Consider the following 22,487-nt stretch of genomic DNA (forward strand, 5'->3'; position numbering starts at 1 on the left):
CGCCATGACCTATGACACCATCCAGTTCACCATCAGCGACGGGGTTGCTACCCTGACGCTGAACCGCCCGCAGGTGATGAATGCGCTGAGCAGCCGGATGCGGGCCGAGATCACGGATGCCGTTCAGACCCTGCCCGCCCATGCACGATGCCTGGTCATCACTGGCGCTGGCCGCGGCTTTTGTTCCGGCCAGGATCTGACCGACCGGGCGGCAGCCGCCGATCTGGAAGGCACGCTGAGGGATGAATACGAACCCATGCTGCGCGCGATCCGCGCCTGTCGCGCGCCGGTGATCGCAGCGGTGAACGGCGTGGCGGCGGGGGCCGGGGCGAACCTGGCCCTGGCCGCCGATGTGGTGATCGCGGCGGAAAGCGCCAGTTTCATCCAGGCCTTTGCGCGCATCGGGCTGGTCCCGGATGCGGGCGGCACCTTTGTCATCCCCCGCGCCGTGGGCATGGCCCGGGCCATGGGCATGATGCTGTTCGCCGAACCCGTCAGTGCCCGTCAGGCTGCCGATTGGGGCCTGATCTGGGAGGCCCTGCCGGATGAAGGTTTCGCCCCAGGCATCGCCGCCCGCGCGCGGCAATTGGCCCAGGGTCCGACCGCCGCCTTTCTGGCGATCCGCGAGGCCGTGCAGGCATCCACCCAGAACGACATGGATGCCCAGCTTGCCCTGGAAGCGCGGCTGCAAGGGGCGGCGGGCCGGACGGCGGATTTCGTCGAGGGGGTGACGGCCTTCCTGGAAAAGCGCCCCGCGCGATTCACCGGGCGCTGATCAGGCGATCTGCGCGAAGCGCGGGGCCGGGCTGCGGTTGTCGAAGAACGGCACCGTGTCCGGCACAGGCAGGGGCGCGTCATGGGGCAGGTCCGCGATCAGGTCGGCCAGTTCGGCCAGCACCACCTCGGTGATGAAGGGCAGATCCAGGGCGCGCGCCTGGGCCAGGGGCACCCAGTGCAAATGCGAAAGCTCGTCGCAGGCGCGGCAGAAATCGTCGGGATCGGTCGCCAGGCAAGCCGCATCGGCAAGAAAGAATCGCGCATCGAACCGGCGCGGACGCCCCGGCGGCGTGATCGCGCGGAACAGATAGGTCAGGGGCGCGGCATCGGGGGCCAGGCCCGCCTCGGCAAAGCCCGGCCAGTCGCAGCGGCCGGGGCGTCCGATCAGCTGGCCTGTTTCCTCGGCCAGTTCGCGCAGGGCGGCGGCGGCGATGGCGTGGGGATCGGTCGCGGTCCCGGGCCGGGGTTCCCGGGCCAGTCGGCTGCGATGGGGATCGGACAAGGGCGCGGCCAGCGTCGTTGTGGCGTCGGATGCATCGACCGCCCCGCCCGGAAAGACGTATTTCGACGGCATGAAGACCGCCGCCGCCCCGCGCATCCCCATCAGGACCGAGGCGGCACCGGCCTGCCTGCGCAGCAGGATGATCGTTGCGGCATCGCGGATGGGGGCAGGGTCGGTCACGATGCCAAGGGCCTTGGTTCCGCGCCGAATCCGTGCATCCGCCGCGCCCATTGCAGGCCCACGAAAGTCCCCTTGATGCGCGGCAGAAGCAGCATCGACAGGATCACCGCCCCCAGGCTGAAGGTCCAGATCATCGTCATCGCCGACGGCCGCCACGCCACATAGCAGGCCAACAGCAGGGGCGCGCCCAGATGCGAGACCAGAAGGATCGTCAGATAGGCAGGCCCGTCGTCGGCGCGCTGGTGGTGCAGCGCCTCGTTGCAGGCGGGGCAGTGATCGGCGACCTTCAGGAAGGACCGGAACAGCTTTCCTTCGCCGCAGTTGGGGCAACGGCCCATGGCGCCCCGCAGCATCGCCTGGCCCGTCGGGCGCTCGGACGAATCGATGGGGGCTGCGTGGGACGACATGGCAATCTCCGGGGTCAGGGTGGGGCGATGCCAATGTAGGGGCTGCGCCGTCCCAATGCCAGACCCAAGCCTTGCCCCTTTTGTCGCATCACCAGACGGGCTGGGTGGGCGCCATCAGCACGCGGTTCCGCCCCAGCGACTTGGCCGCCATCATCGCGCGGTCGGCCCGTTCCAGGGCGATTTCGGCCAGGATAGCGGGGCGGCTGATGCAGAAGGGGGCTTGCTCGAAGGCGACGCCGATGGACAGGGTTGCCTGAACCTCGCCCCCGCCCGAGATGGGGGGCAGCAGCGTGGGCTGGGTTTCGACCCTGCGGCGGATCTGTTCGGCCATGTGGAAGGCTTCGGCCTCGGTGGCATGGGGCAGCACGACCAGAAATTCCTCGCCGCCCAGGCGGGCGGTCAGGCCGTGGTTCGACACAATGGCTTCGACCCGGTGCGCGATGTCGCACAGGACCGCATCGCCCGCAGCATGGCCGAAATTGTCGTTGATCGTCTTGAAGCGATCCAGATCCAGCGCCATCACAGCGAAACCGCCCTGCCGCTTCATGGCGCTGCGGGCGATTTCGGCCAACCGGGGCAGGGCATAGCGGCGGTTATGCAGCCCTGTCAGCGGGTCGGACATGGCCCAGGCGATGTTGCGCTTCATTTCCTCGCGCCGGCCATCGGCACGGCGCTTGCGATCCAACTGGTTGCGCAGCGCAAGGGCCGCGATTTCGGCGTTGTTATCCTCGGCCGGGTCCAGGGGCAGAACCTCGCCCGCGCCGAGGTCCAGGGCGATGGCGCAAAGCTCCTCGCGCTCGGGCGCGACAAGAACGGCGAAGCCTGCTTCCTTCGACCCGTTGCGCGACCGCAGTTCGGACAGCAGGCGCAATCCGTCGCCCTTCCGGTCAATGTCGGCGGCGATGATGTACAAGTCCGCGCCATCGCCCTGGGCCGCGGCGCTGAGCGTTTCGTCTGGGCTGGAAATGGCGAACCGGCAGTTCAAGCGTGGTTGGAGGATATGGCGCCATCGTTGCGCGCGCCCCGGCTGGTCGGCCACCAATACGACATTGCCCGATGGCGCATGGCCGAACGCCCCTGCATCCTCGGCCAGGGCGAAATCGGGGGCATCCTCGGCCTCGGCATCGCGCAGCAATCCCCGCACCCGGGCCAGAAGCATCTGTTCCGCCACGCGGGGGTCCAGGACGGCTGCCGCGCCGGCCTCCAGCGCCTCGACCCGGCGGTGGCCATCGGCCAGCACAAGGACCGGCGCACGGGGCCGTTCGACAGACACCATCTGGAACACGTCGGCCAGCGGCAGCCCCGTGAAACCCGGTCCCAGCAGGATCAGGTCCGGGCGGCCCTGGCGCAGTTGCGACTGCAAGTCCTCGGCCGCAGCCGCTGTCAGAACGTCATAACAGGCGCCCGCCAACCTGACCTTCAGGCTGATCCGGCTTGTCGCACTGCCTTCCGCGATAAGGATACGCGCAGTCACGGATAACGCCCCCCTTTCGACGATGTTCGAACAATGGCATTGATTCCTTAACAAAGGGTTTCCACACAGGCGGCTGATCCGCCAGATCAAGGACAGGCGATGACATATACGCGAGAATCCGCACAGGACCTGGCCGTGACCATCCTGCTGTACATGGCGGAACGGCCCGACCTGATCGGGGGATTCCTGGAATCCTCGGGGCTTCAGCCGCAGGATTTGCGACAGGCCGCGGGCAATCCCGACATCGCGCTGCACGTCCTGGATTATCTGCTGGAAGACGACACGCGGGTGCTGGACGCGGCCGCCGACCTGAACATCAAGCCCGGCGACCTGATGGCGGCCCGCACCGCCCTTGCCGGGCCGGGCAGCTATGGCTGGGAGGTCTGACGTTTGCGATTTGTTCACCTGTTGCGCCTATCAAGGGCAGCGGAGGTGACATATGCACGATCTTGTCAGCCGCGCGGTCGAAAAGTTTCTGGCCGAGGAATCGGTCCCCATCCAGGCTGGACCAGGCATCCTGCCCCCCGGGCAGATGCTGCGCGATGCGGCGCTGCACCTGGACAAGCCCGTCGATGAACTGGTCGAGGATCTGGGCGCCTGGCTGGTCCGGCAGGACGAAATCTGGCGTCTGCTGCGCTTTTGTGGGCGCGATTTCCTGGATTTCCTGCTGCGGATCGAAGAACTGCCCGATCGGATCCGCCTGATCACCGACGATCTTGATGTTCCCGAGATTGCCCTGTCGCGCAGCGAGGACGGGTTGCTGTGGATCGCGCTGTCTGGCGGCCCGCTCGTCTGGACGGCCCTGCTGGGCGGGCTGTTGCGTGCCATGGCCGATGACTATGGGGCGCTGTGCGTAATTACCCCACAGGCAGGGGGGCTGTGCATCGACGTGTCGGATTCCGCCTTTGCGGCCGCGCGCACCTTTCATTTGTCGTCCAGGGTCCAGGCCCGATGACCCATGCCCTGACCCTGGGACAGGATGCGCTTGACCGGTTGATGCCGATGCATCTGTGCATCAGCCGTTGCGGCCTGATCCATTTCGCCGGACCCACCATGCGCAAGCTGATCCCGCCCGGCGCGCAGGGGGTCGAGGATGTCTTTGTCGAAGGGCGGGGCGCCGCCCTGGGCCATGTCATCGGCGCGATCCGCGCGGCGGCACCGGGGGACCGCCTGGCCCTGCGCCTGCGCCATCACCGCCAGCTGACGCTGAGGGGCCATGTGGTGACGCCCGGGTTCGGCGGGCTTTTGCTGGATTTCGGCTTTGGCGTGTCGCTGTCCGATGCGGTCGCGGTCTTTGGCCTGACCGAATCGGACTTTGCCCCCACGGAACTGGCCCTGGAACTGATGTTCCTGCAAGAAGCCAACCGGGCGATCCAGCAAGAACTGGCCCGCTTCAACCGGCACCTGATGCTGGCCCGCCAAGATGCCGAACGCGACGCGCATACGGATGCCCTGACTGGCCTGCTGAACCGCCGGGGATTGCAGGTCGCAATGCGCACCGCCCTGGATCCGCAGGACAAGATGCAGGGCTTTGCGCTGGTGCATCTGGATCTGGACAATTTCAAGCAGGTGAACGACCGGCTGGGCCACGCGGCCGGCGACAGGCTGCTGGGCGATGTCGCGCGGGTGCTGGGCCGGGCGGTGCGGGCGCGGGACCATGTGGCGCGGATCGGCGGCGACGAATTCGTGCTGATCCTTGGCGGAGCATGGACCAGCCAGGCGCTGACCGCCATCGGCACGCGGATCATCCAGGGGATCGAGGAGGCCTCGCCCGAAGGATGCGGGATCTCGGCCAGCCTGGGGGTGGTCTTGTCGGCGGGCTATGGCCGGAATGACATCGACCGGATGCTGGAGGACGCCGACGCGGCATTGTATCAATCCAAGCGGGCGGGCAAGGGTCGCGTCTCGGTCGCGCCCCTTGCCGTCGGGAACCGCCCGGAACCGCTGCCGGGACTGCGCTGATCGTGCTGGCGTTGACGCGGGTGGGCTTCCTTTCGGGCACCAATGGTCCGCCAATGTTCATCATCGCCGACCTGCTTGGCAATCAAGGGGCAGAGGCACGCTCTCTTGTCCCCTGCTGCTTGCCTTGGGAACGATAGGGGCGTTCTATCCGGACATACGCTTCGCCGGATGGCGACGATGTGATGATGCAGGGAAAGGGAACGTCATGCAGGACTTTGACCTGGTGATCCGGGGCGGCACGGTCGTGACTGCGGCGGATACCGCGCGGGCGGACGTGGGCATCCGCGACGGCAAGATCGTGACGGTCGGGCTGGACCTGGGCAAGGGCCGGCAGGACATCGACGCGACCGGGATGCGCGTGATGCCCGGTGGCATCGACAGCCATGTGCATCTGGCCCAGCCGGCCTTTGGCGGCCCCGCGATGGCCGATGGGTTCGAAACCGGCACCCGGTCCGCCATCGCGGGTGGCAATACGACCGTGATCCCCTTTGCCCTGCAGGCGCGCGGCGCGTCCCTGCGCCAGGCGGTCGAGGATTACCACAAGGAGGCCGAGGGCCAGTCCTATTGCGATTACGGGTTCCACCTGATCCTGACCGATCCGACGCCCGCCGTGCTGGGCCAGGAACTGCCCGCCCTTGTCGCGGCGGGCTATACCTCGCTCAAGGTGTTCATGACCTATGACGATCTGGTCCTGAACGACCGCGAACTGCTCGAGGTGTTTGACGCGGCGGGCGAACAGGGCGCCCTGGTGATGGTCCATTGCGAAGGCTATGACGCAATCCGCTTCATGACCGAAAAGCTGGAAAAGGCAGGCAAGGTCGCACCTTATTTTCACGCGGTGTCCCGCCCCCAGTCGGTCGAGCGTGAAGCCGCCCACCGGGCCATCAGCCATGCCGAACTGACCGGCGTGCCGATCATGATCGTCCATGTGTCTGGGCGGGAGGCGATGGAGCAGATCCGTTGGGCGCGGAGCCGGGGCCTGAGGATCATGGGCGAAACCTGCACCCAATACGTGTCGCTGACGGCCGAGGATCTGAAAGGCCTGAACATGGACGAGACGGGCGGCAAATATGTCTGTTCTCCCCCGCCGCGCGACCGGGAAAGCTGGGACGCCATCTGGAACGGCATCCAGACCGGGGTGTTCCAGACCTTTTCGTCCGACCATTGCCCGTTCTTCTTCGAAGGCGAGATGGGCAAGAAGAACCCCAAGGCCCGCACCGCCTTCAAATGGGTGCCGAACGGCATTCCGGGGGTCGAGGTTCGGATGCCGATCCTGTGGTCCGAGGGCGTGGTCAAGGGGCGCATCACCGAAAATGAATTCGTGGCCCTGTCATCGACCAATCATGCCCGGATCTATGGGCTGACCACCAAAGGGTCCATCGCGCCCGGATTTGACGCGGATATCGTGCTGTGGGATCCTTCCCGGCGGGTGACGATCAGCCAGTCGCTGATGCATCACGGGTCGGATTACACCCCTTGGGAGGGATACGAGGTCACGGGCTGGCCCCATGCGACGATCCTGCGAGGCGAGGTGGTGATGCAAGAGGGCGAGATCCTGGGCAGCAAGCAGGGCGGCAGGTTCCTGCCCCGCGCGCTGTCGCCCATGGCCGGTCGCGGCGCGGGCGCGCCGATGCAGTGACGTTCAACCGCCAAAGCGGCGCCATGACCGGGCGATCCGGTCGCCGTCCATGCCGCGTCCGATCAGCACGATCACGTCCTCCTCGGGGGGCGGGCCTGCAAGGAAGTCGTTGTCGGGCAGGATCTCGGGCGGCTGGACGACCCGGCGCACCGATTGCAGCAGCAGGCGACCGGCGGGGGTGCGCACCACGCCCTTGATGCGCACGATGTCGTCGCCCCTGGCGTGGATCAGGGCGGACAGCCAGGTGGACAAGGCCACCCATCCGCTATGCCCGACATCCAGGCGATAGGGCAGGATCGGCTGGACTGCGGACAGGGCGGGCAGGTCGAAGGGGGCCGTCCCGTCCTGCACCGGCGGCAGGGGGACCGCGACGCCCTGTTCGGCCGCCGACAGCGCAGCGGCGGGATTGATCTGGTGCAGCGTCAGCGCCAGACGCCCCAGCGTTGCGGGATCGGCCCCGGCAGGCTTGGTCAGGATCAGGTCATCGGCTGACTCGATCTGGGCGCGGGCAAGGATTTCGCCCGCCAGTTGGCTGGCGCCGTGCAGACTGTCCACCAACACCAGAGTTTGCGCCACCGCCAGGCGGCGCGTCAGTACGGGGTCGTGCCCGATCGCCGCCGCGATCCGGCCGGGGTCGGCCAGGCCGCTGGTTTCCAGCAGGATCCCCTCAATCCGGCCTGCATCCTTGCCGCTGGCCGCGTTACAGATCCCGCGCAGGGCGGCAAGCAGGGCAGGCAGCCCGGTGCAGCAGGCGCAGCCGCCCGCCAGCACGTCGATCCGATTGGCCCCCGCCAGCAGAAGGTTGTCCACCGGGGTTTCGGCTGCCTCGTTGACAAGGACATGGTGCCTTCTGAACCGGCCCATGTGCAACTGGTGGCGCAGCCAAGTGCTTTTCCCGGCACCCAGGAAACCGCCCAGGATCGTCAGCGGCAGGCGGCCGTCCGAACGCGGCAGGTCAACCATCCGCCAGGGCCAGGTCGGACAGCGGATCCACGGGTTGTCCGGCCATCCGTTCGGCAGCCGCCCACAGCGCGGCCAGATCGGACACCAGTTCGCGTTGTCCGCCCGGCGCGAACAGTTGCAAGCCGGGGGTCGCGCCGTCGTCCCAGGCCTTCAACCCATAGGGCGCCAGAAGCCGGTTCACCGCCCCCAGCCGGGCAAAGCGCAGGCGCAGCCGGTCGCCGGGGGTCTGCGCGCCCGCATCCGTCCAATGGCCGGGGGCTGCCGGAAAGCCGCAGGCGCTGCACATGGCGTTCTAGATCACCTCGGGCCGCTTGCCGGATGCGAAGGGATAGCGCGCGCGGAAATCGTCGGCGATCTCCTCGAAGGTGGCCCATTCCACGCCGTCATGGCCGTTGATATGGTCGATCAGCCGTTCCAGCATCAGCAGCACCTGGGGACGGCCCGCGACGTCGGGATGGATGGTAAAGGCGAACACGCCGTAATCCATTTCGCGATACACCCAGTCGAACTGGTCGCGCCACATTTCCTCGATATGGCGCGGATTGACGAAGCCGTGGCTGTTTGGCGCCTTTTTCATGAACATCATCGGCGGCAGGTCGTCTACATACCAGTTGGCCGCGATATCGACGAGGTCGATCTCTTTCCCGTGCTTCAGCGGGTGCATCCATTCCTTGGCCTGCTTGGTATAGTCGATGGTGTTCCATTCGTCGCCCACGCGGGCGTAGAAGGGCTGGAAATCGCGATAGCCCTGCGAATGGTCATAGCTGAAATTGTATTTTTGCAGCAGCGCGGCGGTGGAATTCGACATCTCCCACCATGGCGCGACATAGCCGCGGGGGGCGCGGCCCGTCAGCCCCTCGATCAGTTCGATGGACTTGACCAGCACGTCTTCTTCCTGCTGGGGGGTCATGGCAATGGGATTTTCATGCAGATAGCCATGCGCGCCGACCTCGTGACCGCCGTCCACGATCATCCGCATCTGGTCGGGAAAGGTTTCCAGGGAATGACCGGGGATGAAGAAGCTGGTGCGCAGGTCGTATTTCTTGAACAGCCGCAACAGGCGCGGGATGCCCACCTCGGTCGCGAAGATGCCCCGCTGGATGTCGGACGGGCTGTCGCCGCCGCCATAGGATCCGATCCATCCGGCGACGGAATCGATGTCGGTGCCGAAGGCGCAGTAGATTTTCTTGGTCATCGTGATCTCCGTGGAAAGGGGATTTCGGGATCTTCGGCCCGCCAGGACAGGTCGGTGAAATCATCGAACCGGTCTGGGCCGCCGGTCATCAGCGCCAGCATCAGTACCAGCCGGGCTTTCAGCGCGTCCAGATCGCCGCTGCCTTTCAGCCCCCGGTTCAGCAGGTCGATTTCCCCGCCCGCCTGGCCATAGGTCCGCGACAGCACGCGCCCGCCCCGCGTCCGGCTGGAAAAGACCACAGGGATGCGTTTGGCCGCAGCCGACAGCGGATCCAGCCAGGGGGACTGCACATGGCCGCCGCCCGCCAGATCCAGGACCAGCCCGGCGGCGCCTGCGTCAAGGCAAGCCTGGACCAGCAGGGGCGGATCGGACAGGCCGGGCTTCAGGATCGGCACAAAGGGCAGGGGCGCGTCGGGCGGCACGGCGAATCCAGGGCTGCGTGGCGGCCTTGCGTAAAGGGCGGGCCGCCCTTCGGCCGTCCATCCCAGTGGCGCCGGGGACCAGAAGGCCCCTGTGGACGAGGTGTCGCGTTTCTGCACCCAGGCCGCCGGATGGATCGCATCGTCAAAGGCGACAATGACGCCCAGGTCCCGGCAGCCGGGCTCCGCCGCGCAGGCTACGGCGGCCAGAAGGTTGGCGGGCCCGTCCGCACCGGGCAGCGAGGGGTTGCGCATGGCACCTGTCACCACGACCGGCACCGATCCCCGGTGCAGCAGGTTCAGCACGAACGCGGTTTCCTCGATGGTGTCGGTGCCCTGCGTGACCACGATTCCGACCGTGCCCCCGTCCTCGTGCGCGCGGATCGCCGCCGCCAGGTCGAACAGCAGCGGCAACCCGATCTCGGTCGAGGGCAGGTTCGACAGGTTCCCCGCATTGATCTGCGCCAAGGCGTCCAGTTGCGGGACGGCGGCGACCAGATCGGCACCCGTCAGGCCGGGCGCCACGCCGCCTGCGCCTGCATCGGGGGTGCAGGCGATGGTGCCGCCCAGGGCGATGATCTCGACCCGGGGCTTCATCTAATCCTCGTGCGGGGTGCCGGCCGAGTCGTTCCGGCCCGGCAGGTAATGGTTCAGGGCCGCGTCCCAGGCGGCGTGGACGGTTTCTCCCACGCGGCGGGGATGGGCGAAGTAATCCTCGTCGTTGAGATAGATCATGAATTCCTCGTGCAGGCCGGTGTCCAGGGCGACCTTGACGAAGGTGCCCTGGTATTCGACGTTGACGACGGTGCCGGAAATGCTGTTGCGCGCCGGTGCTTCCGGTCGGATCGCGATGCGGTCCCGGCGCACGGAAAAGCGCAGATCCTGGCCCGGTTCGACGCCCCTGGCGGCGGGCAGGTCATGGGAAACCCCGTTCGGTCCCGTCACAACGGCAACGTTTCCGTCGACGCGTTCGACCCTGCCGCCCAGCACGTTCTGCCCGCCCATGAAGCGCGCGACATAGGGGCTGTGCGGGCGGTTATAAACGTCTCGCGGGCTGGCGGCCTGCTCGATCAGCCCGTGGTCCATCACCACGACCTGGTCGGCCAGGGCGATGGCCTCGGGCTGGGTATGGGTCACGTGGATGAAGGTGATGCCCAGGTCGTTCTGCAACCGCTTCAGTTCCACCCGCATCTTCAGCCGCAGGAACTCGTCCAGGGCCGAAAGCGGCTCGTCCAGCAGCAGAACCTTGGGGTTGGTGATCAGCGCGCGGGCCAGGGCCACGCGCTGCTGCTGGCCGCCGGACAGTTCCGACGGCACCCGGTCGGCCAGGTGCAGAAGCTGGACCCGGTCCAGCATCTCGCGCGCGGCGCGCCGGCGTTCGTCGGCCCGCACGCCCTTGACCCGCAGGCTGAAGGCCACGTTGTCGGTTAGCGACAGATGCGGGAACAGGGCATAGTTCTGGAACATCAGCGCCGTGCCCCGGCTGCCGGTGCGGGCCGTGGTCACATCGGTCCCCCCGATGAGGATGGTTCCCGAGGTCGGCGTCTCGTGCCCGGCGATCATCCGCAGCAGGGTCGTCTTGCCGCAGCCCGACGGGCCGATCATGCAGCAATAGGCCCCGCCGTCGATGGCCAGATCGACGTTGTTGACCGCCTTCACCGGCCCGTAAAGCTTGGTGACGTTGCGGATGTCGATGCGGCTTTGTTCGGTCATTCAGTCTTTCCCTTGGCGCGCGACCGTTGTTTCTGGATAAGGGCAATGGCCACGAAGGCCGCCGCGATCACCAGGAAGCTGACAGCCGAGGTCACCGTCCCGATGGCATAAAGCGCGGGCGTGGTGACATTGGTGGTCATGTTGGAAATCTCGATGGGCAGGGTGTTCCGGCCCCCCACGGTCAGAAGCGACCGCGGCATCTCGTCATAGGACAGGGTGAATCCGAACAGGGCAACGGCAATCAGGCCGGGGAACAGGATCGGCACGGTGACAAGGCCCAGCACCTGCCAGGGCCGGGCGCCTGCGTCCCGCGCCGCTTCCTCCCACGATCCGTCAAAACGGTTCAGCACGGCGAACATGATCAACAGCCCGAAGGGCAGGGTCCAGCTGAGATGCGCGCCAAGGCCCGACATCCACCAGGACAGCCGCAGGCCAAGCAGCTGGAAGAACTGGCTGATGCCCAGGCCCAGAAGGATGCCGGGAACGATCAGGCTGACGATCGACAGATAGAAGATCGGTCCCGCCCCCCAGAACCTGCGGCGGAACCCCAGTGCGGCGAACAGGCAGACCGTGGCCGTGATCGCCATCGCCATGACGCCCAGCATCAGCGACCGGCGGAACGCCCCGCCCAGATCGCCATAGCGGCTGGAGGTCCACAGGTCGTTGAACCAATGCGTCGAAACCCCCCGCATCGGAAAAGTCAGCCCGCCCGTCGGCCCCTGGAAGCTGAGGATGAAGATCATCAGCATCGGTCCGTACAGGAACAGCACGAACAGCGCGAAGAACGCCGCCAGGATATAGAAATCGGCACCCCGCCGCGTAGATGTCTGTGACATGACCGCCCCCTACCGCGCCAGCTCGGCGCGGATGTCCACGACCCGCAGGATCGCGGACACCATCAGCACCACCACAAGGATCAGCAGCACCGCCATGGCCGAGGCCTGGGGATAGAACAGCTGGTCGATCTCGTTCTTCATGGCCGAGACGACCGATGCGCTTTGCCCCCCGCTCATCACCCGGACGACGAAGAAATCGCCCATCACCAGCGTCACCACGAAGATCGAGCCAAGCGCGATGCCGGTCTTGGACAGGGGAATGATGACGCCCGTCAGGATCTGCCAGGAATTCGCGCCCGCGTCCCGCGCGGCCTCGATGAGGTTGGGGTTGATCTTGGCCATGCTGTTGAAGATCGGCACGATCATGAACAGCGTGAACAGGTGGATATAGGTCAGCACCACCGCGAAATCGGAATAGAGCAGCACGTCCAGCGGCTGGCTGACCAGTCCCGCCCCGATCAGCATCTGGTTGAACAGCCCCTCGCGCCCCAGGAAGGGGATCCAGCTGACCATGCGGATCACGTTCGAGGTCCAGAAGGGGATCGTGCACAGCAGGAACAGCCCGATCTGCCATTTCAGGTTCCGCACGTGGAAGACCAGGAAATAGGAACAGGTAAAGCCGATCAGCACCGTGGCCACCAGGACGATGGCCGCGTATTTCAGCGTGTTGACAAACAGCGACAGCGTGACGCCAGCCGTCAGCACATCGCGGTAATTCTGCAGGGTGAAGGCCGGATAGACGGATATCCCGTCCGATTCCCAGAAGCTGAGCAGGACCACCGTGCCGATGGGAATGCCGACCATGGCCAGCATGATGATGGCAAGCGGCGCCACCTGAAGATAGGGGGTCAGGCGCGTTCCGCCCGTCGATTGCGCGGACATGACAGGATTCCTTGGCCAGATGCCGTTCCGGGATGGGGCGGCGGGTCGTGCCGCCCCGGGTCGTCAGGCCGAGATGAACTCGTTCCAGCGCTGGACCATATAGCGTTCCTCGTCCATCACGGTGTTCCAGCAGGCGACGTTGCCCATCCGGTCCTCGAACGATCCGCCGTCGCGCACGGCGCCGGCCTTGTCCATCACGGCGCCGTAGGGGTCCAGGATATCCTCGGTCGCGGGCTTGCCTTCGTACCAATAGCCCACTTCGTTCGGGGACAGGTTGGCCTTGGCGGTTTCGGGCACCGACGAATAATATCCCTGGCGCGCGATGAACGCGCCCTGCCAGCCGGTCAGGTACCAGTTCATGTATTCATAGGCCGCTTCCAGCTTCAGCCCTTCCAGATGGCCCATCAGGCCCATTCCCAGGCCCCAGCCGCGATAGCCTTCCTTGAGGCCCTGATAGACGCAGCCGATGCCGCGCGACTTTACGGCGGTCACGGCGGGCGACCACATCGACTGGATCACCACCTCGCCCGCGGCCATCAGGTTGACGGATTCGTCGAAGGTGCTCCAGAAGGCGCGGAACTGGCCTGCCTTCTTCAACTCGATCAACCGGGTGATGGTGTGGTCGATCTCGTCCCGGGTCATGTTGCCCTTGTCGCCATAGGTGATCTCGCCCATCGCCTCGAGCGCCATGGCGGCGTCCATGATGCCGATCTGCGGGATGTTGACCAGGGCGGTCTTGCCCTTGAATTCCGGGTTGAACAGCTCGGCCCAGCTTTCGACGGGCCGCCCGATCAGGTCGGACCGGATGCCCACCGTGTCGGCGTTGTAGATGGTGGGCATGGTGGTGGCGAAATCGGTCGCCTGGGCCGCAAAGGACGTGTCGCCGGGGCCGCCCGTATACATCACCTCAAGGGGCATGGTGCCTTGGCGGGACAGGTCGGATCCGTCGAAGTTCTTGCCGTCCTTCATCAAGGGCGTCATCTTCGACCAGTTGGCGATCTTAGCGATTTCGACGGGCTGCAGCTTGCCCGACCGCCAGACCTTCTGCATGGCCCAGAATTCCAGGTCGGCGATGTCGATGGTTTCAGGCTGGCTGACCACCTTGGTCATCAGCGCGGTGCTGTCGGCGGTCTGCGGGACGATCGTGAAGCCCAGGTCGGCGCTGGCCTTTTCCGCGATATCCGCGATGACGGAATAGGACGGCCCGACCTGGTTCAGCGTCACGTCCCTGATATTCTGCGCCCAGATCATCGGCGCGCCCAGGATGCCCGTCCCGGCGGCCGCCCCCGTGGCCGCAGCCGTTGTCTTGAGGAACCGCCGCCGTGTCAGGCCCGCGCGATCCTTCCCGTGTGATTGTGTCATCTCGTCTCTCCCAGTTGGACGCCGTGCGGGTCGCACGGGTTTTCCCGGTCCGGGCCTGTTCTGCGGCCTTCTCGACTCGGAAAGCAGTACGGATACGGTAGCAAACTGTTCTTGGGATGCAATGCACATTTCCATTTGCGAAGGGGGAAAGCGCGGGGCAAGATCGGGGTCAGGCATTCGCGGGAACGGGCGGCACCTGCCCGGGAAATCCGCCTGATCCTTGTGCAGGAAAAGAATTGGCATGGGCCTTGCCGGAACGGAAAAGCAGGGGGAGGGCGCGCCGCCGGGCAGCGCGTTCTTTTATGCGTCGGTCCGCGACCTGTTGGCAGGCAAGATCCGATCCGGGGAACTGCCTGCCGGCACGGTCCTGAAGGAAGCGCCGATCTCTGGCCAGTTGGGGATGAGCAGGGCGCCCGTGCGCCGGGCGCTGATCCTGCTGGCCGAAGACGGCCTTATCACCCCGGCGGCGGGGCAGGGCTATGTGGTGGGCGGATCGCGCATCCCCCTGCGCCTGTCGTCCCGCCGCCTGCACGAGATCCTGACGGCCCAGGCCGACGACATCGGCCGCACCGCGTCGTGGGAACGGATCTTTTCCCAGGTGGCCGAGGCCGTGACCGCCTGCATGCCCTTTGGCACCTTCCGCATCCAGGAAAGCGAGCTTGGCGATTTCCACAATGTCAGCCGCACCGTCGCGCGCGAGGTGCTGTGGCGCCTGATGGACCGGCGCCTGATCGAGAAGAACCGGAAGTCCCACTGGATCGTCGGCCAGATGACCGCGCGGGATCTGCGCGACACGCTGCAGATGCGCCGCCTGCTGGAACCCGAGGCATTGTCCCAGGTCGCCCCCGACTGGGCCGGGGCGCGGTCGGACGCGCTGCTGGCCCGGGTCGAGGCCGCGATCGCCGCCTTTCCGGCCTGCGGGGCGGCAGTGGTCGATCACCTGGAGGCGGCGATGTTCGTGGATATGTATGACGGCGTGCGCAATTCGCGCCTGCTGGGGTCGATCCGGCGCAACCAGTTGTCCCTGCTGGTCCCGCGCCTGTTCCGGCGGCATTTCCCGATCATCGACGACCTGCCCGCCCTTCACGAATATGCCGGGATCCTGCGCCATCTTCGGCAGGGGGACGTGCCGCAGGCACGCGATGTCCTGCACCGCCACCTGGTCCGGGTCGAAGCCTTTGTGCTGGCGCGACTGCGCGTCCTGTCGCTGCTGGAGCCGCCCGATATGCCCCCCTATATGACGCCCGTTTACAGGGACCGCGATGGCTAGGGCGTTGCGCGTCATCGGAACATCGGCCACCCTGACCGAGGCCTTGCGGCGCCAAGCCCGTGCCGATCTGGAATTTCCCATTGAATTCGAGGTGCTGGACGGCCTGTCCTGCCAAAGCCGGGGCGTGTTGTCGCCGGAAAGCTATGACGTTTACGACCAATGGTTTCATTCGCTGGACCTGTTGTGGACGGCGGGTTCGATCCAGGCCATCGACACGGGCCGCATCCGGCATTGGCCGCAGGTCCGAGCGTCGGGGGTCTTTGCAGACGGCGGGCAGGGGTTCGGGACGCGCCCGGCCGACATGCTGTTCGTCCAGCCCGATCGCAGCCTGTCGGCCACGCCCGGCCCGGCGATCTCGATGCTGCCCACGACCTATAACGTGGACAGCTTCGCCTATGCGCCGGAACTGGCCGCACGCCGCCGTCCGGGCGAACCCGAAAGCTGGGCCTGGCTGCTGGACGACCGCTGGCACGGGCGCTGCGCCCTCAGCCTGGATCCGGCCGCCAGTGCCGTGGAACTGGCGCTGGCCGTCCAGGCCGCCGGGCTGATGCGGGTCGGCGATCCGGGCTGCCTGGCCATCGAGGAGATCGACGAGATGTTCGGGCACCTGATGGCCCGCAAGCGCAGCGGCCATTTCAGCCGCTTCTGGGCATCGGCCGAGGATTCGATGCGGCTTGTGTCCGCATCGGGATGCGTCCTGTCCTCGCTGTGGTCCCCGGCCTATTACGGCATGAGGGCGCTTGGCCACGACCTGACCTATGCCGCCCCGGTCGAAGGCTATCGCGGCTGGCATTCCGGGATGTGCTTGTCGGCGGCCACGGAAGGTGAAAGGCTGGACATGGCCTATCGTTACCTGAACTGGTGGCTGGACGGCGTGCCCGGGGCGATCATGGCGCGGCAGGGATATTACATCTCGGTCCCGGAACAGTTGCGCGACACGCTGACGGACGGGGAATGGGATTACTGGTATGGCGGCCTGCCCGCCGCCCAAGACCTGACGGACAGGTCGGGCCGGATCGTCGTCCATGCGGGCGAAACCCGTGAAGGCGGCGGCTATCGCCAGCGTTTGTCCAAGGTCGCGGTCTGGAGCACGATCATGCCGGAACACAACTATCTGGTCCGGCGCTGGCACGAATTCCTTCAGGCGTAAGGGCGGGGGACGGGCAATCCGGTCGCCCCAGCCCCCCGCCAGCCCGGTGTCAGATGTCGAAGTTGCTGGGCAGCACGATCATGTCGCGGATCGTGACGTTGCGCGGGCGCGTCAGCATGAACATCAGCGCATCCGACACCTCGGTCGGTTCGATCAGCGCGCCGGCGTCCTTCATGCGTTGCAGCCGTTCCGGTTCCCAGTCCGACAGCAAGGCCGAGATGACCGGCCCGGGCGATACCTGGCCCACGCGGATGCCGTGGCCCATCAGCTGCCGCCGCATGGTCTGGACAAAGCAGGTGACGGCCCATTTCGACGCGGAATAGACCGGCTCGACATGGATCGGCGCATGGCCCGCGATGGAGCAGGTCACGACGATGTCGCCGGTCTTGCGGCCGATCATGTGCGGGGCCACGGCGTGGACGTTCTTCATCACCGCATTGACGTTCAGGTTCAGCATCCGGTCAATGGCGGCAGGATCCGTGTCGATCAGGTCGCCGCCGATATAGCTGCCGGCATTGCAGGCCATGATGTCGATATGGCTTACCTTTTCCAGGATTTCGGGCACCATCGCGTTGCAGCTGTCGGCATCCAGCAGGTCGGTCACCTGCGCCACCGCGTTTCCGCCCAACTGGCCCGTCAGGTCGGTCAGGGCGTCCTTGTTGCGGTCCACCATGACCACACGCGCGCCTGCCGCCAGCAGGGCCTGGGTCGTGGCAAGGCCGATGCCCGAAGCGGCCCCGGTGACAACGGCAATCTTGCCGTGAAGTTCTGCGGACATGGAAAGCTCCTTCATCTTGCGGGGGTGGCCCGCGGGTCTTTTCGGTTGGCAGGGTCGGGTCAGACAGCCAGGAAGCCGCCGTCCACGGCCAGAACGGCGCCGGTGACCATGGCGGCGTCTTCGGACAAGAGCAGGGCGATGGACCGGGCCACGTCCTCGGCCTCGGCAAAGCGGCCAAGGGGGTGGCGTGCCATCATGGGCGCGCTTTTGGCGGGGTCTGACCAGGCCTCGGCGGCCAGTTCGGTCATGGTCACGGTGGGCGCGACGGCCGCGACACGGATGCCGTGGGGGCCAAGCTCTCGGGCCATGACGCGGGTGGCGCCCTCCAGCCCGGCCTTTGACGCGGCATAGCAGACGTGATCGGAAAACCCCCGATGGCCCGCGATGCTGGTCACGTTGACGATGGCGCCGCCGCCGCCCGCGGCAATGCGGGCGCGGGCGAATTCCTGGGCGCAGATCAGCGCGCTGCGCAGGTTGATGTTCATCACCGTGTCATAGCCCGCATCGGTCATGTCCAGCAGGCTTTCCAGCACATTGGTGCCCGCGCAGTTCACCAGGAAATCGCAGGTGCCCGCCTGGGCCATCGCCGCGCGTGCGGCACCGGGATCGGACAGGTCGGCCGCGATGCCCTGACCGCCGGTATCCCTGGCCAGGCTGTCCAGATCGGACCGGGTGCGGCTGATCGCCACGACCCGTGCGCCGCGCGCGGCCATCAGCAGGGCGGTGGCCCGGCCGATGCCCTTGCCGGCGCCGGTGATGATGACGGATTTGCCTTGGAACTGCATGGGACGCCTTACGAATGGGACGGGCCGGTCGCGGCCTGGTCAGGGGGGAATCGGTTCAGGCAGGCCTGAGTTTGCGCGCGGATGCTGCGGGCCACGTCCTGCAAGGTGGTAAAGGCCGCGTGGCGCGCATCGTGCAGGTGGCGGACCGGGCCGGTTGCGGGATGATGGGTGGCCGCAACCGACGACATGGCGGGCATCGCGGTGCCAATATCGGGGAAAGCCTCCGCCGCGACCGCAGCCAGGATCGCCGAACCCAGCAGCACCGGTTCGTCGCAGGCGGTGACATCCACCGGCAGGCCGGTCGCATCGGCCAGGATCTGGCGGATCAGGGGATGCCTGCCCGCGCCGCCGCTGATGGCGATGCGGTCCACGCCCGCGCCATGGGCCGCTTGCGTCTCGACGATCTGGCGCAGCCCGTGGCCCAGCCCGCAGACACCCGCGACATACAGCGCCACCAGGGACTGCACGTCGCTGTCCATCCCCAGGCCCAGGATCGCCGCCCGGGCATGAGGGTCTGCAAAGGGTGCGCGGTTGCCCAGGAATTCGGGAACCACATGAAGATGGGCCGCCAGCCGCACTGCCTGGGACGCATCGCCCGCCTGGGCCAGGGCGGCGTCTGCCAGCCATTCGGGCAGGGATTTCCCGTCCGCCCTGGCAAGCGCCGTGGCGGCGTCATGGGCGGGATGCAGCGTCAGCAGATGGTCGATGGCTGCGCCTGCCGCCGATTGCCCGCCCTCGTTCAGCCAGGCCCCCGGCACCATGGCCGAGAAATACGGCCCCCAGACCCCCGGCACGAAGGCCGGATCCAGGGTCGTGGTCATCGTGCAGGACGAGGTGCCGAAGACATAGCCCAGGGTGCTGACCGGATTCTGAGGCCCGCCGTGCGCGGCGACCGTGCCGATGCCACCCGCATGGGCGTCGATCAACCCCGCCGCCACCGCGATCCCGGCAGGCAGTCCCATGGCCCGTGCCGCGTCCGGCGTCAGCCCCCGGCCCAGCGGGGTGCCGGGCGGCACCACCTGGGTGCCGATGCGGACAAAGCCTTCCTCTGCCAGTTCCCTCAGCCCGATGCCGTGGAAATAATCGGCGTCCCAGCGGCCTTCATGCGCCAGATAGGTCCATTTGCAGGTGACGGTGCAGGTGGACCGCGCCGTGCTGCCGCTGGCCTTCCAGGTCAGGAAATCGGTCAGGTCGAAGAAATGCCGGGCGGCGCGGAATATCTCGGGGCGGTGTTCCTTCAGCCACAGCAGCTTGGGCGTCTGCATTTCAGGAGAGATGCGCCCGCCCACGTATTTCAGGACGTCATGCCCGCCCGCATTGATCCGCGCCGCCTGGTCCACGGCCCGGTGGTCCATCCAGACGATGATGTCGCGTTCGGGATGGCCGGCGTCGCCCAGGCCCACCGGCCCGTCGCCCGCCACCACCAACGAACAGGTGGCGTCAAAGCCGATGCCCGCGACGCTGCCGGGATCGATCCCGGCGCGGCCCAGGGCTGTGCGCGTGGCCGCGCACACCGCATCCCAGACCTGGGCGCTGGATTGTTCGGCGATGTCCCCGCCGGGGCGGTGCATCGCGATATCGGCCTTGCCTGTTCCCAGCAGCGCGCCTTGCGCGTCGAACACCCCGGCCCTGGCGGATCCGGTGCCCACGTCGATGCCGATGAAATGCGTTCCCATGGCCTTGTCCCCGCCTAGCGCCATTCGCGGCCGATATAGATGGCCAGCAGGATGATCAGGCCCTTGATCACGTCCTGCATATAGGGGTTGATCCCTACCAGGTTCAGGCCGTTGTTCAGGATGCCCAGCAGCACCGCGCCGATCAGCGTGCCCAGGATCAGCCCGCGCCCGCCCGCGATGGCCGTGCCGCCCAGCACCACGGCGGCGATGGCGTCCAGTTCGAAGCCCACGCCCGCATTGGGCTGGCCGCTCATCAGCCGGCCGGTCAGCACGATCGCCGCCAAGGATGCCGTCACGCCCGAGATGGCAAAGACCGCCAGCTTGACCCGCCGCGTCCGCACGCCCGACAGACGCGCCGCGGTCTCGTTCCCGCCGATGGCATAAACATGGCGCCCAAAGGGGGTGCGTTGCAGCAGAACCCAGGCCAGGGCATAGACGATCACCATGATCACCACCGGAACCGGGATGATGCCGATGCGGCCCACGCCGAACCACGACACCCAGCCGGGCAACCCGCTGATCGGATAGCCGCCGGAATAGATCAACCCCAGGCCCCGCGCCATGCCCATGGTCGCCAGGGTCACGATGATCGCGGGCATCCGGCCCCAGGCGACCAGGGCGCCGTTGAACAGGCCCAGCCCCAGGCCCACCAGCAGGGCCGCGATCAGCCCCACCCCGCCCGGCAGGCCCATGTTGACCATCAGGCCCGCCGCGATGGTGCCCGACAGGGCCATGACCGCACCCACCGACAGGTCGATGCCGCTGGTCAGGATGACAAAGGTCATGCCCACGGCCAGGATAGCCACGACCGACACCTGCCGCAGCACGTTCAGGATGTTGTTCAGGGTGAAGAAGTTGTCGCTGGCAAAGGCCATCAGGATCGACACGACGATCAGCCCGACCAGGGGCAGGGCCAGCGGCGAATGGAACAGCCAGTCCAGTGCGGCGCGGCGCCCCTTGCCGGGGGCCTCGGTTGCGGTGTTGGCGTCATGCGACATGATCGACCCTCCCGGTCGTTGCGTGGGTCATGATTTCCTCGGATGTGATGGCGGCGCCCTCGACGGTGGCCACGATGCCGCCCGACCGGAACACGCAAACCCGGTCGGACATGCCGATGATTTCGGGAAGCTCGGACGAGATCATGATAATGGCGCAGCCCCGCGCGGTGAAGTCGCGCATCAGCTGATAGATTTCGGCCTTGGCGCCAACGTCGATGCCGCGCGTCGGTTCGTCGAAGATCAGGATCTGCATGTCGTGGTTCAGCCAGCGGGCGATGACGACCTTTTGCTGGTTGCCGCCCGACAGCGTATCGACGCGCGCATCCGGTCCCTGGGCCTTGACGCGGACCTGGTCCATCGCCGTCCGGGTAAAGGCGCGTTCCTTCTTGAAGTCGATGAACCAGTGGCCCTGGCGGTATTTGCCGTAATTGTTCAACGACAGGTTCTGCAGGATCGAAAAGCTGGTGATCAGCCCCTGTTCCTTGCGGCTTTCGGGCAAAAGGCCGATGCCATGGGCCAGCCCGTCGGCGGGATCGTTCAACCGGGTCCGGACGCCGTCCACCCTGACCTTGCAGCGCGCGGCGGGATAGGCGCCCAGGATCGACAGCACGGTTTCCGTCCGCCCCGATCCGACCAGCCCGGCAAAGCCCAGGATCTCTCCGGCGCGCAGTTGGAAGGACGATACCGGGCCGCCCCGTCGCAACTGAACCTCCTCGACCTCCAGCACGGTTTTGGCCGCGGGAGCGGGGGCAGGCTTGGGGGGAAAGCTGTTCTCGATCCGGCGGCCGACCATCATCTCGACCAGGCGGTCGGTGGTGATGCCCGCCACGTCGCAACTGGCGACATATTCGCCGTCGCGCAGAACGGTGATGCGGTCGCAAATCTGGAAGATTTCCTCCAGGTGATGCGAGATGAAGACAATGGCCACGCCCGCCGCGCGCAGTTCGCGCATGACCTTGAACAGATGCTCGACCTCGGTCGGGGTCAGGGTGGCGGTGGGTTCGTCCAGAACCAGGATGCGCGCGTCCAGCGACAGCGCCTTGGCGATTTCCACGAACTGCTGTTCGGCCACCGACAAACGGGCGACCGGGACATCCAGCGGCAGGTCAACCTCCAGCTTGCGCAGGATCGCCTGGGCGCGGCTGCGCATCGCCTTGCGATCCAGAAGGCCCAGGGGGGTCTTCAATTCGCGCGCCAGGAACATATTCTCGACGGCGGTCAGATAGGGGATCAGGCTGAATTCCTGAAAGACGATGCCGATGCCCGCCGCGATCGCCTCGTCGTAATTGGCGAACTTGCGGTCCTGGCCCTCGACGACGATGCGGCCCTCGCTGGGCTGGATGATGCCGCAGACGATCTTCATCAGGGTCGACTTGCCCGCGCCGTTTTCGCCCAGCAGGGCGTGAACCTCGCCCGCCTTCACGTGCAGGTCGACGCCGTGCAGAACCTCGATCCGGCCGAAGCTTTTTCGTATTCCCTTCAGTTCCAGCATGAAGGCCCCCTTGGCTGATCGAAGGGC

Annotated in this window: 23 protein-coding genes; 7 read left to right on the forward strand and 16 right to left on the reverse strand. The window is 66.6% G+C overall.

Annotated elements, in window-relative coordinates; all coding sequences use genetic code 11:
• Positions 1 to 4 precede the first annotated feature (4 nt).
• Positions 5 to 775, forward strand: coding sequence for an enoyl-CoA hydratase-related protein (locus Q5701_RS10220; RefSeq protein WP_306755121.1), 771 nt, complete (start codon positions 5 to 7; stop codon positions 773 to 775).
• Here the strand turns inward: Q5701_RS10220 and Q5701_RS10225 are convergent, their stop codons facing one another.
• From Q5701_RS10225 to Q5701_RS10235, 3 genes are all read right to left on the reverse strand, one after another.
• Positions 776 to 1,510 (reverse strand): NUDIX hydrolase, encoded by a 735-nt coding sequence (locus Q5701_RS10225; RefSeq protein WP_373568639.1) that lies wholly within the window; start codon positions 1,508 to 1,510, stop codon positions 776 to 778.
• Positions 1,456 to 1,866, reverse strand: coding sequence for a DUF983 domain-containing protein (locus Q5701_RS10230; protein WP_306755123.1), 411 nt, complete (start codon positions 1,864 to 1,866; stop codon positions 1,456 to 1,458). The genes Q5701_RS10225 and Q5701_RS10230 overlap by 55 nt, the downstream gene beginning before the upstream one ends.
• 88 nt (positions 1,867 to 1,954) lie before the next feature.
• Positions 1,955 to 3,340 (reverse strand): diguanylate cyclase domain-containing protein, encoded by a 1,386-nt coding sequence (locus Q5701_RS10235; protein WP_306755124.1) that lies wholly within the window; start codon positions 3,338 to 3,340, stop codon positions 1,955 to 1,957.
• Between the two features lie 99 nt (positions 3,341 to 3,439).
• Between Q5701_RS10235 and Q5701_RS10240 the strand changes: the two genes are divergently transcribed.
• The 4 genes from Q5701_RS10240 (at position 3,440) to hydA (ending at position 6,941) form a co-directional block, all read left to right on the forward strand.
• Positions 3,440 to 3,727: a DUF3572 domain-containing protein gene (locus Q5701_RS10240; RefSeq protein WP_306755125.1), complete on the forward strand. Its 288-nt coding sequence runs from the start codon at positions 3,440 to 3,442 to the stop codon at positions 3,725 to 3,727.
• A gap of 52 nt (positions 3,728 to 3,779) precedes the next feature.
• Complete coding sequence (locus Q5701_RS10245) at positions 3,780 to 4,295, forward strand: hypothetical protein (RefSeq protein WP_306755126.1); 516 nt, start codon at positions 3,780 to 3,782, stop codon at positions 4,293 to 4,295.
• Complete coding sequence (locus Q5701_RS10250; RefSeq protein ID WP_306755127.1) at positions 4,292 to 5,302, forward strand: GGDEF domain-containing protein; 1,011 nt, start codon at positions 4,292 to 4,294, stop codon at positions 5,300 to 5,302. Before Q5701_RS10245 ends, Q5701_RS10250 begins: the two co-directional genes overlap by 4 nt.
• 205 nt (positions 5,303 to 5,507) lie before the next feature.
• Positions 5,508 to 6,941: a dihydropyrimidinase gene (hydA, locus tag Q5701_RS10255; RefSeq protein WP_306755128.1), complete on the forward strand. Its 1,434-nt coding sequence runs from the start codon at positions 5,508 to 5,510 to the stop codon at positions 6,939 to 6,941.
• Between the two features lie 3 nt (positions 6,942 to 6,944).
• On the opposite strand, the gene Q5701_RS10260 is transcribed toward hydA, so the two are convergent.
• From Q5701_RS10260 to Q5701_RS10295, 8 genes are all read right to left on the reverse strand, one after another.
• Positions 6,945 to 7,904, reverse strand: a complete 960-nt coding sequence (locus tag Q5701_RS10260; protein ID WP_306755129.1) for a CobW family GTP-binding protein — start codon at positions 7,902 to 7,904, stop codon at positions 6,945 to 6,947.
• Positions 7,897 to 8,190, reverse strand: coding sequence for a hypothetical protein (locus Q5701_RS10265; RefSeq protein ID WP_306755130.1), 294 nt, complete (start codon positions 8,188 to 8,190; stop codon positions 7,897 to 7,899). The genes Q5701_RS10260 and Q5701_RS10265 overlap by 8 nt, the downstream gene beginning before the upstream one ends.
• A gap of 6 nt (positions 8,191 to 8,196) precedes the next feature.
• Positions 8,197 to 9,099, reverse strand: coding sequence for a polysaccharide deacetylase family protein (locus Q5701_RS10270; RefSeq protein ID WP_306755131.1), 903 nt, complete (start codon positions 9,097 to 9,099; stop codon positions 8,197 to 8,199).
• Positions 9,096 to 10,115, reverse strand: coding sequence for an asparaginase (locus tag Q5701_RS10275; protein ID WP_306755132.1), 1,020 nt, complete (start codon positions 10,113 to 10,115; stop codon positions 9,096 to 9,098). The genes Q5701_RS10270 and Q5701_RS10275 overlap by 4 nt, the downstream gene beginning before the upstream one ends.
• Entirely contained in the window at positions 10,116 to 11,231 is a 1,116-nt protein-coding gene (locus Q5701_RS10280; protein ID WP_306755133.1) for an ABC transporter ATP-binding protein, read from the reverse strand.
• Positions 11,228 to 12,067, reverse strand: coding sequence for an ABC transporter permease (locus Q5701_RS10285; RefSeq protein WP_306755134.1), 840 nt, complete (start codon positions 12,065 to 12,067; stop codon positions 11,228 to 11,230). Before Q5701_RS10285 ends, Q5701_RS10280 begins: the two co-directional genes overlap by 4 nt.
• 9 nt (positions 12,068 to 12,076) lie before the next feature.
• The gene (locus tag Q5701_RS10290) at positions 12,077 to 12,949 is read right to left on the reverse strand and encodes an ABC transporter permease (RefSeq protein ID WP_306755135.1); all 873 of its coding nucleotides are present in this window, start codon (positions 12,947 to 12,949) and stop codon (positions 12,077 to 12,079) included.
• Between the two features lie 63 nt (positions 12,950 to 13,012).
• Complete coding sequence (locus Q5701_RS10295) at positions 13,013 to 14,311, reverse strand: ABC transporter substrate-binding protein (RefSeq protein ID WP_306755136.1); 1,299 nt, start codon at positions 14,309 to 14,311, stop codon at positions 13,013 to 13,015.
• A 241-nt stretch (positions 14,312 to 14,552) separates the two neighbouring features.
• On the opposite strand from Q5701_RS10295, the gene Q5701_RS10300 reads away from it, so the two are divergent.
• The gene (locus tag Q5701_RS10300; RefSeq protein WP_306755137.1) at positions 14,553 to 15,581 is read left to right on the forward strand and encodes a GntR family transcriptional regulator; all 1,029 of its coding nucleotides are present in this window, start codon (positions 14,553 to 14,555) and stop codon (positions 15,579 to 15,581) included.
• A complete protein-coding gene (locus Q5701_RS10305; protein ID WP_306755138.1) occupies positions 15,574 to 16,731 on the forward strand; it encodes an ABC transporter substrate-binding protein in 1,158 nt (385 codons plus the stop codon). Before Q5701_RS10300 ends, Q5701_RS10305 begins: the two co-directional genes overlap by 8 nt.
• Positions 16,732 to 16,780: 49 nt before the next feature.
• On the opposite strand, the gene Q5701_RS10310 is transcribed toward Q5701_RS10305, so the two are convergent.
• The 5 genes from Q5701_RS10310 to Q5701_RS10330 are packed head-to-tail and all read right to left on the reverse strand — an operon-like array spanning position 16,781 to position 22,460.
• On the reverse strand, positions 16,781 to 17,509 hold the full coding sequence (locus Q5701_RS10310; RefSeq protein WP_306755139.1) for an SDR family oxidoreductase: 729 nt from the start codon (positions 17,507 to 17,509) through the stop codon (positions 16,781 to 16,783).
• Between the two features lie 59 nt (positions 17,510 to 17,568).
• Complete coding sequence (locus tag Q5701_RS10315; RefSeq protein ID WP_306755141.1) at positions 17,569 to 18,294, reverse strand: SDR family oxidoreductase; 726 nt, start codon at positions 18,292 to 18,294, stop codon at positions 17,569 to 17,571.
• 8 nt (positions 18,295 to 18,302) lie between these two features.
• Positions 18,303 to 19,970, reverse strand: a complete 1,668-nt coding sequence (locus tag Q5701_RS10320; RefSeq protein WP_306755142.1) for an FGGY-family carbohydrate kinase — start codon at positions 19,968 to 19,970, stop codon at positions 18,303 to 18,305.
• Between the two features lie 14 nt (positions 19,971 to 19,984).
• Positions 19,985 to 20,968, reverse strand: coding sequence for an ABC transporter permease (locus Q5701_RS10325; RefSeq protein WP_306755143.1), 984 nt, complete (start codon positions 20,966 to 20,968; stop codon positions 19,985 to 19,987).
• Positions 20,958 to 22,460 carry a sugar ABC transporter ATP-binding protein gene (locus tag Q5701_RS10330; protein ID WP_234855186.1) on the reverse strand — a complete coding sequence of 501 codons (1,503 nt, stop codon included), beginning with the start codon at positions 22,458 to 22,460 and terminating at the stop codon, positions 20,958 to 20,960. The genes Q5701_RS10325 and Q5701_RS10330 overlap by 11 nt, the downstream gene beginning before the upstream one ends.
• Positions 22,461 to 22,487: the final 27 nt, after the last annotated feature.

The organism is Paracoccus actinidiae (assembly GCF_030863885.1).
In the GTDB taxonomy this organism is placed as follows: Bacteria; Pseudomonadota; Alphaproteobacteria; order Rhodobacterales; family Rhodobacteraceae; genus Paracoccus; species Paracoccus everestensis.

What these genes read in the sequence shown, in the direction of transcription:
- Q5701_RS10245 (WP_306755126.1), top strand. Translation starts at nt 3,780, where the DNA reads ATGCACGATCTTGTCAGCCGCGCGGTCGAAAAGTTTCTGGCCGAGGAA.
- hydA (WP_306755128.1), top strand. Translation starts at nt 5,508, where the DNA reads ATGCAGGACTTTGACCTGGTGATCCGGGGCGGCACGGTCGTGACTGCG.
- Q5701_RS10285 (WP_306755134.1), bottom strand. Translation starts at nt 12,067, where the DNA reads ATGTCACAGACATCTACGCGGCGGGGTGCCGATTTCTATATCCTGGCG.
- Q5701_RS10310 (WP_306755139.1), bottom strand. Translation starts at nt 17,509, where the DNA reads ATGTCCGCAGAACTTCACGGCAAGATTGCCGTTGTCACCGGGGCCGCT.
- Q5701_RS10265 (WP_306755130.1), bottom strand. Translation starts at nt 8,190, where the DNA reads ATGTGCAGCGCCTGCGGCTTTCCGGCAGCCCCCGGCCATTGGACGGAT.
- Q5701_RS10320 (WP_306755142.1), bottom strand. Translation starts at nt 19,970, where the DNA reads ATGGGAACGCATTTCATCGGCATCGACGTGGGCACCGGATCCGCCAGG.
- Q5701_RS10220 (WP_306755121.1), top strand. Translation starts at nt 5, where the DNA reads ATGACCTATGACACCATCCAGTTCACCATCAGCGACGGGGTTGCTACC.
- Q5701_RS10325 (WP_306755143.1), bottom strand. Translation starts at nt 20,968, where the DNA reads ATGTCGCATGACGCCAACACCGCAACCGAGGCCCCCGGCAAGGGGCGC.
- Q5701_RS10270 (WP_306755131.1), bottom strand. Translation starts at nt 9,099, where the DNA reads ATGACCAAGAAAATCTACTGCGCCTTCGGCACCGACATCGATTCCGTC.
- Q5701_RS10330 (WP_234855186.1), bottom strand. Translation starts at nt 22,460, where the DNA reads ATGCTGGAACTGAAGGGAATACGAAAAAGCTTCGGCCGGATCGAGGTT.
- Q5701_RS10275 (WP_306755132.1), bottom strand. Translation starts at nt 10,115, where the DNA reads ATGAAGCCCCGGGTCGAGATCATCGCCCTGGGCGGCACCATCGCCTGC.
- Q5701_RS10295 (WP_306755136.1), bottom strand. Translation starts at nt 14,311, where the DNA reads ATGACACAATCACACGGGAAGGATCGCGCGGGCCTGACACGGCGGCGG.
- Q5701_RS10280 (WP_306755133.1), bottom strand. Translation starts at nt 11,231, where the DNA reads ATGACCGAACAAAGCCGCATCGACATCCGCAACGTCACCAAGCTTTAC.
- Q5701_RS10225 (WP_373568639.1), bottom strand. Translation starts at nt 1,510, where the DNA reads ATGGGCGCGGCGGATGCACGGATTCGGCGCGGAACCAAGGCCCTTGGC.
- Q5701_RS10305 (WP_306755138.1), top strand. Translation starts at nt 15,574, where the DNA reads ATGGCTAGGGCGTTGCGCGTCATCGGAACATCGGCCACCCTGACCGAG.
- Q5701_RS10300 (WP_306755137.1), top strand. Translation starts at nt 14,553, where the DNA reads ATGGGCCTTGCCGGAACGGAAAAGCAGGGGGAGGGCGCGCCGCCGGGC.
- Q5701_RS10230 (WP_306755123.1), bottom strand. Translation starts at nt 1,866, where the DNA reads ATGTCGTCCCACGCAGCCCCCATCGATTCGTCCGAGCGCCCGACGGGC.
- Q5701_RS10250 (WP_306755127.1), top strand. Translation starts at nt 4,292, where the DNA reads ATGACCCATGCCCTGACCCTGGGACAGGATGCGCTTGACCGGTTGATG.
- Q5701_RS10290 (WP_306755135.1), bottom strand. Translation starts at nt 12,949, where the DNA reads ATGTCCGCGCAATCGACGGGCGGAACGCGCCTGACCCCCTATCTTCAG.
- Q5701_RS10260 (WP_306755129.1), bottom strand. Translation starts at nt 7,904, where the DNA reads ATGGTTGACCTGCCGCGTTCGGACGGCCGCCTGCCGCTGACGATCCTG.
- Q5701_RS10240 (WP_306755125.1), top strand. Translation starts at nt 3,440, where the DNA reads ATGACATATACGCGAGAATCCGCACAGGACCTGGCCGTGACCATCCTG.
- Q5701_RS10315 (WP_306755141.1), bottom strand. Translation starts at nt 18,294, where the DNA reads ATGCAGTTCCAAGGCAAATCCGTCATCATCACCGGCGCCGGCAAGGGC.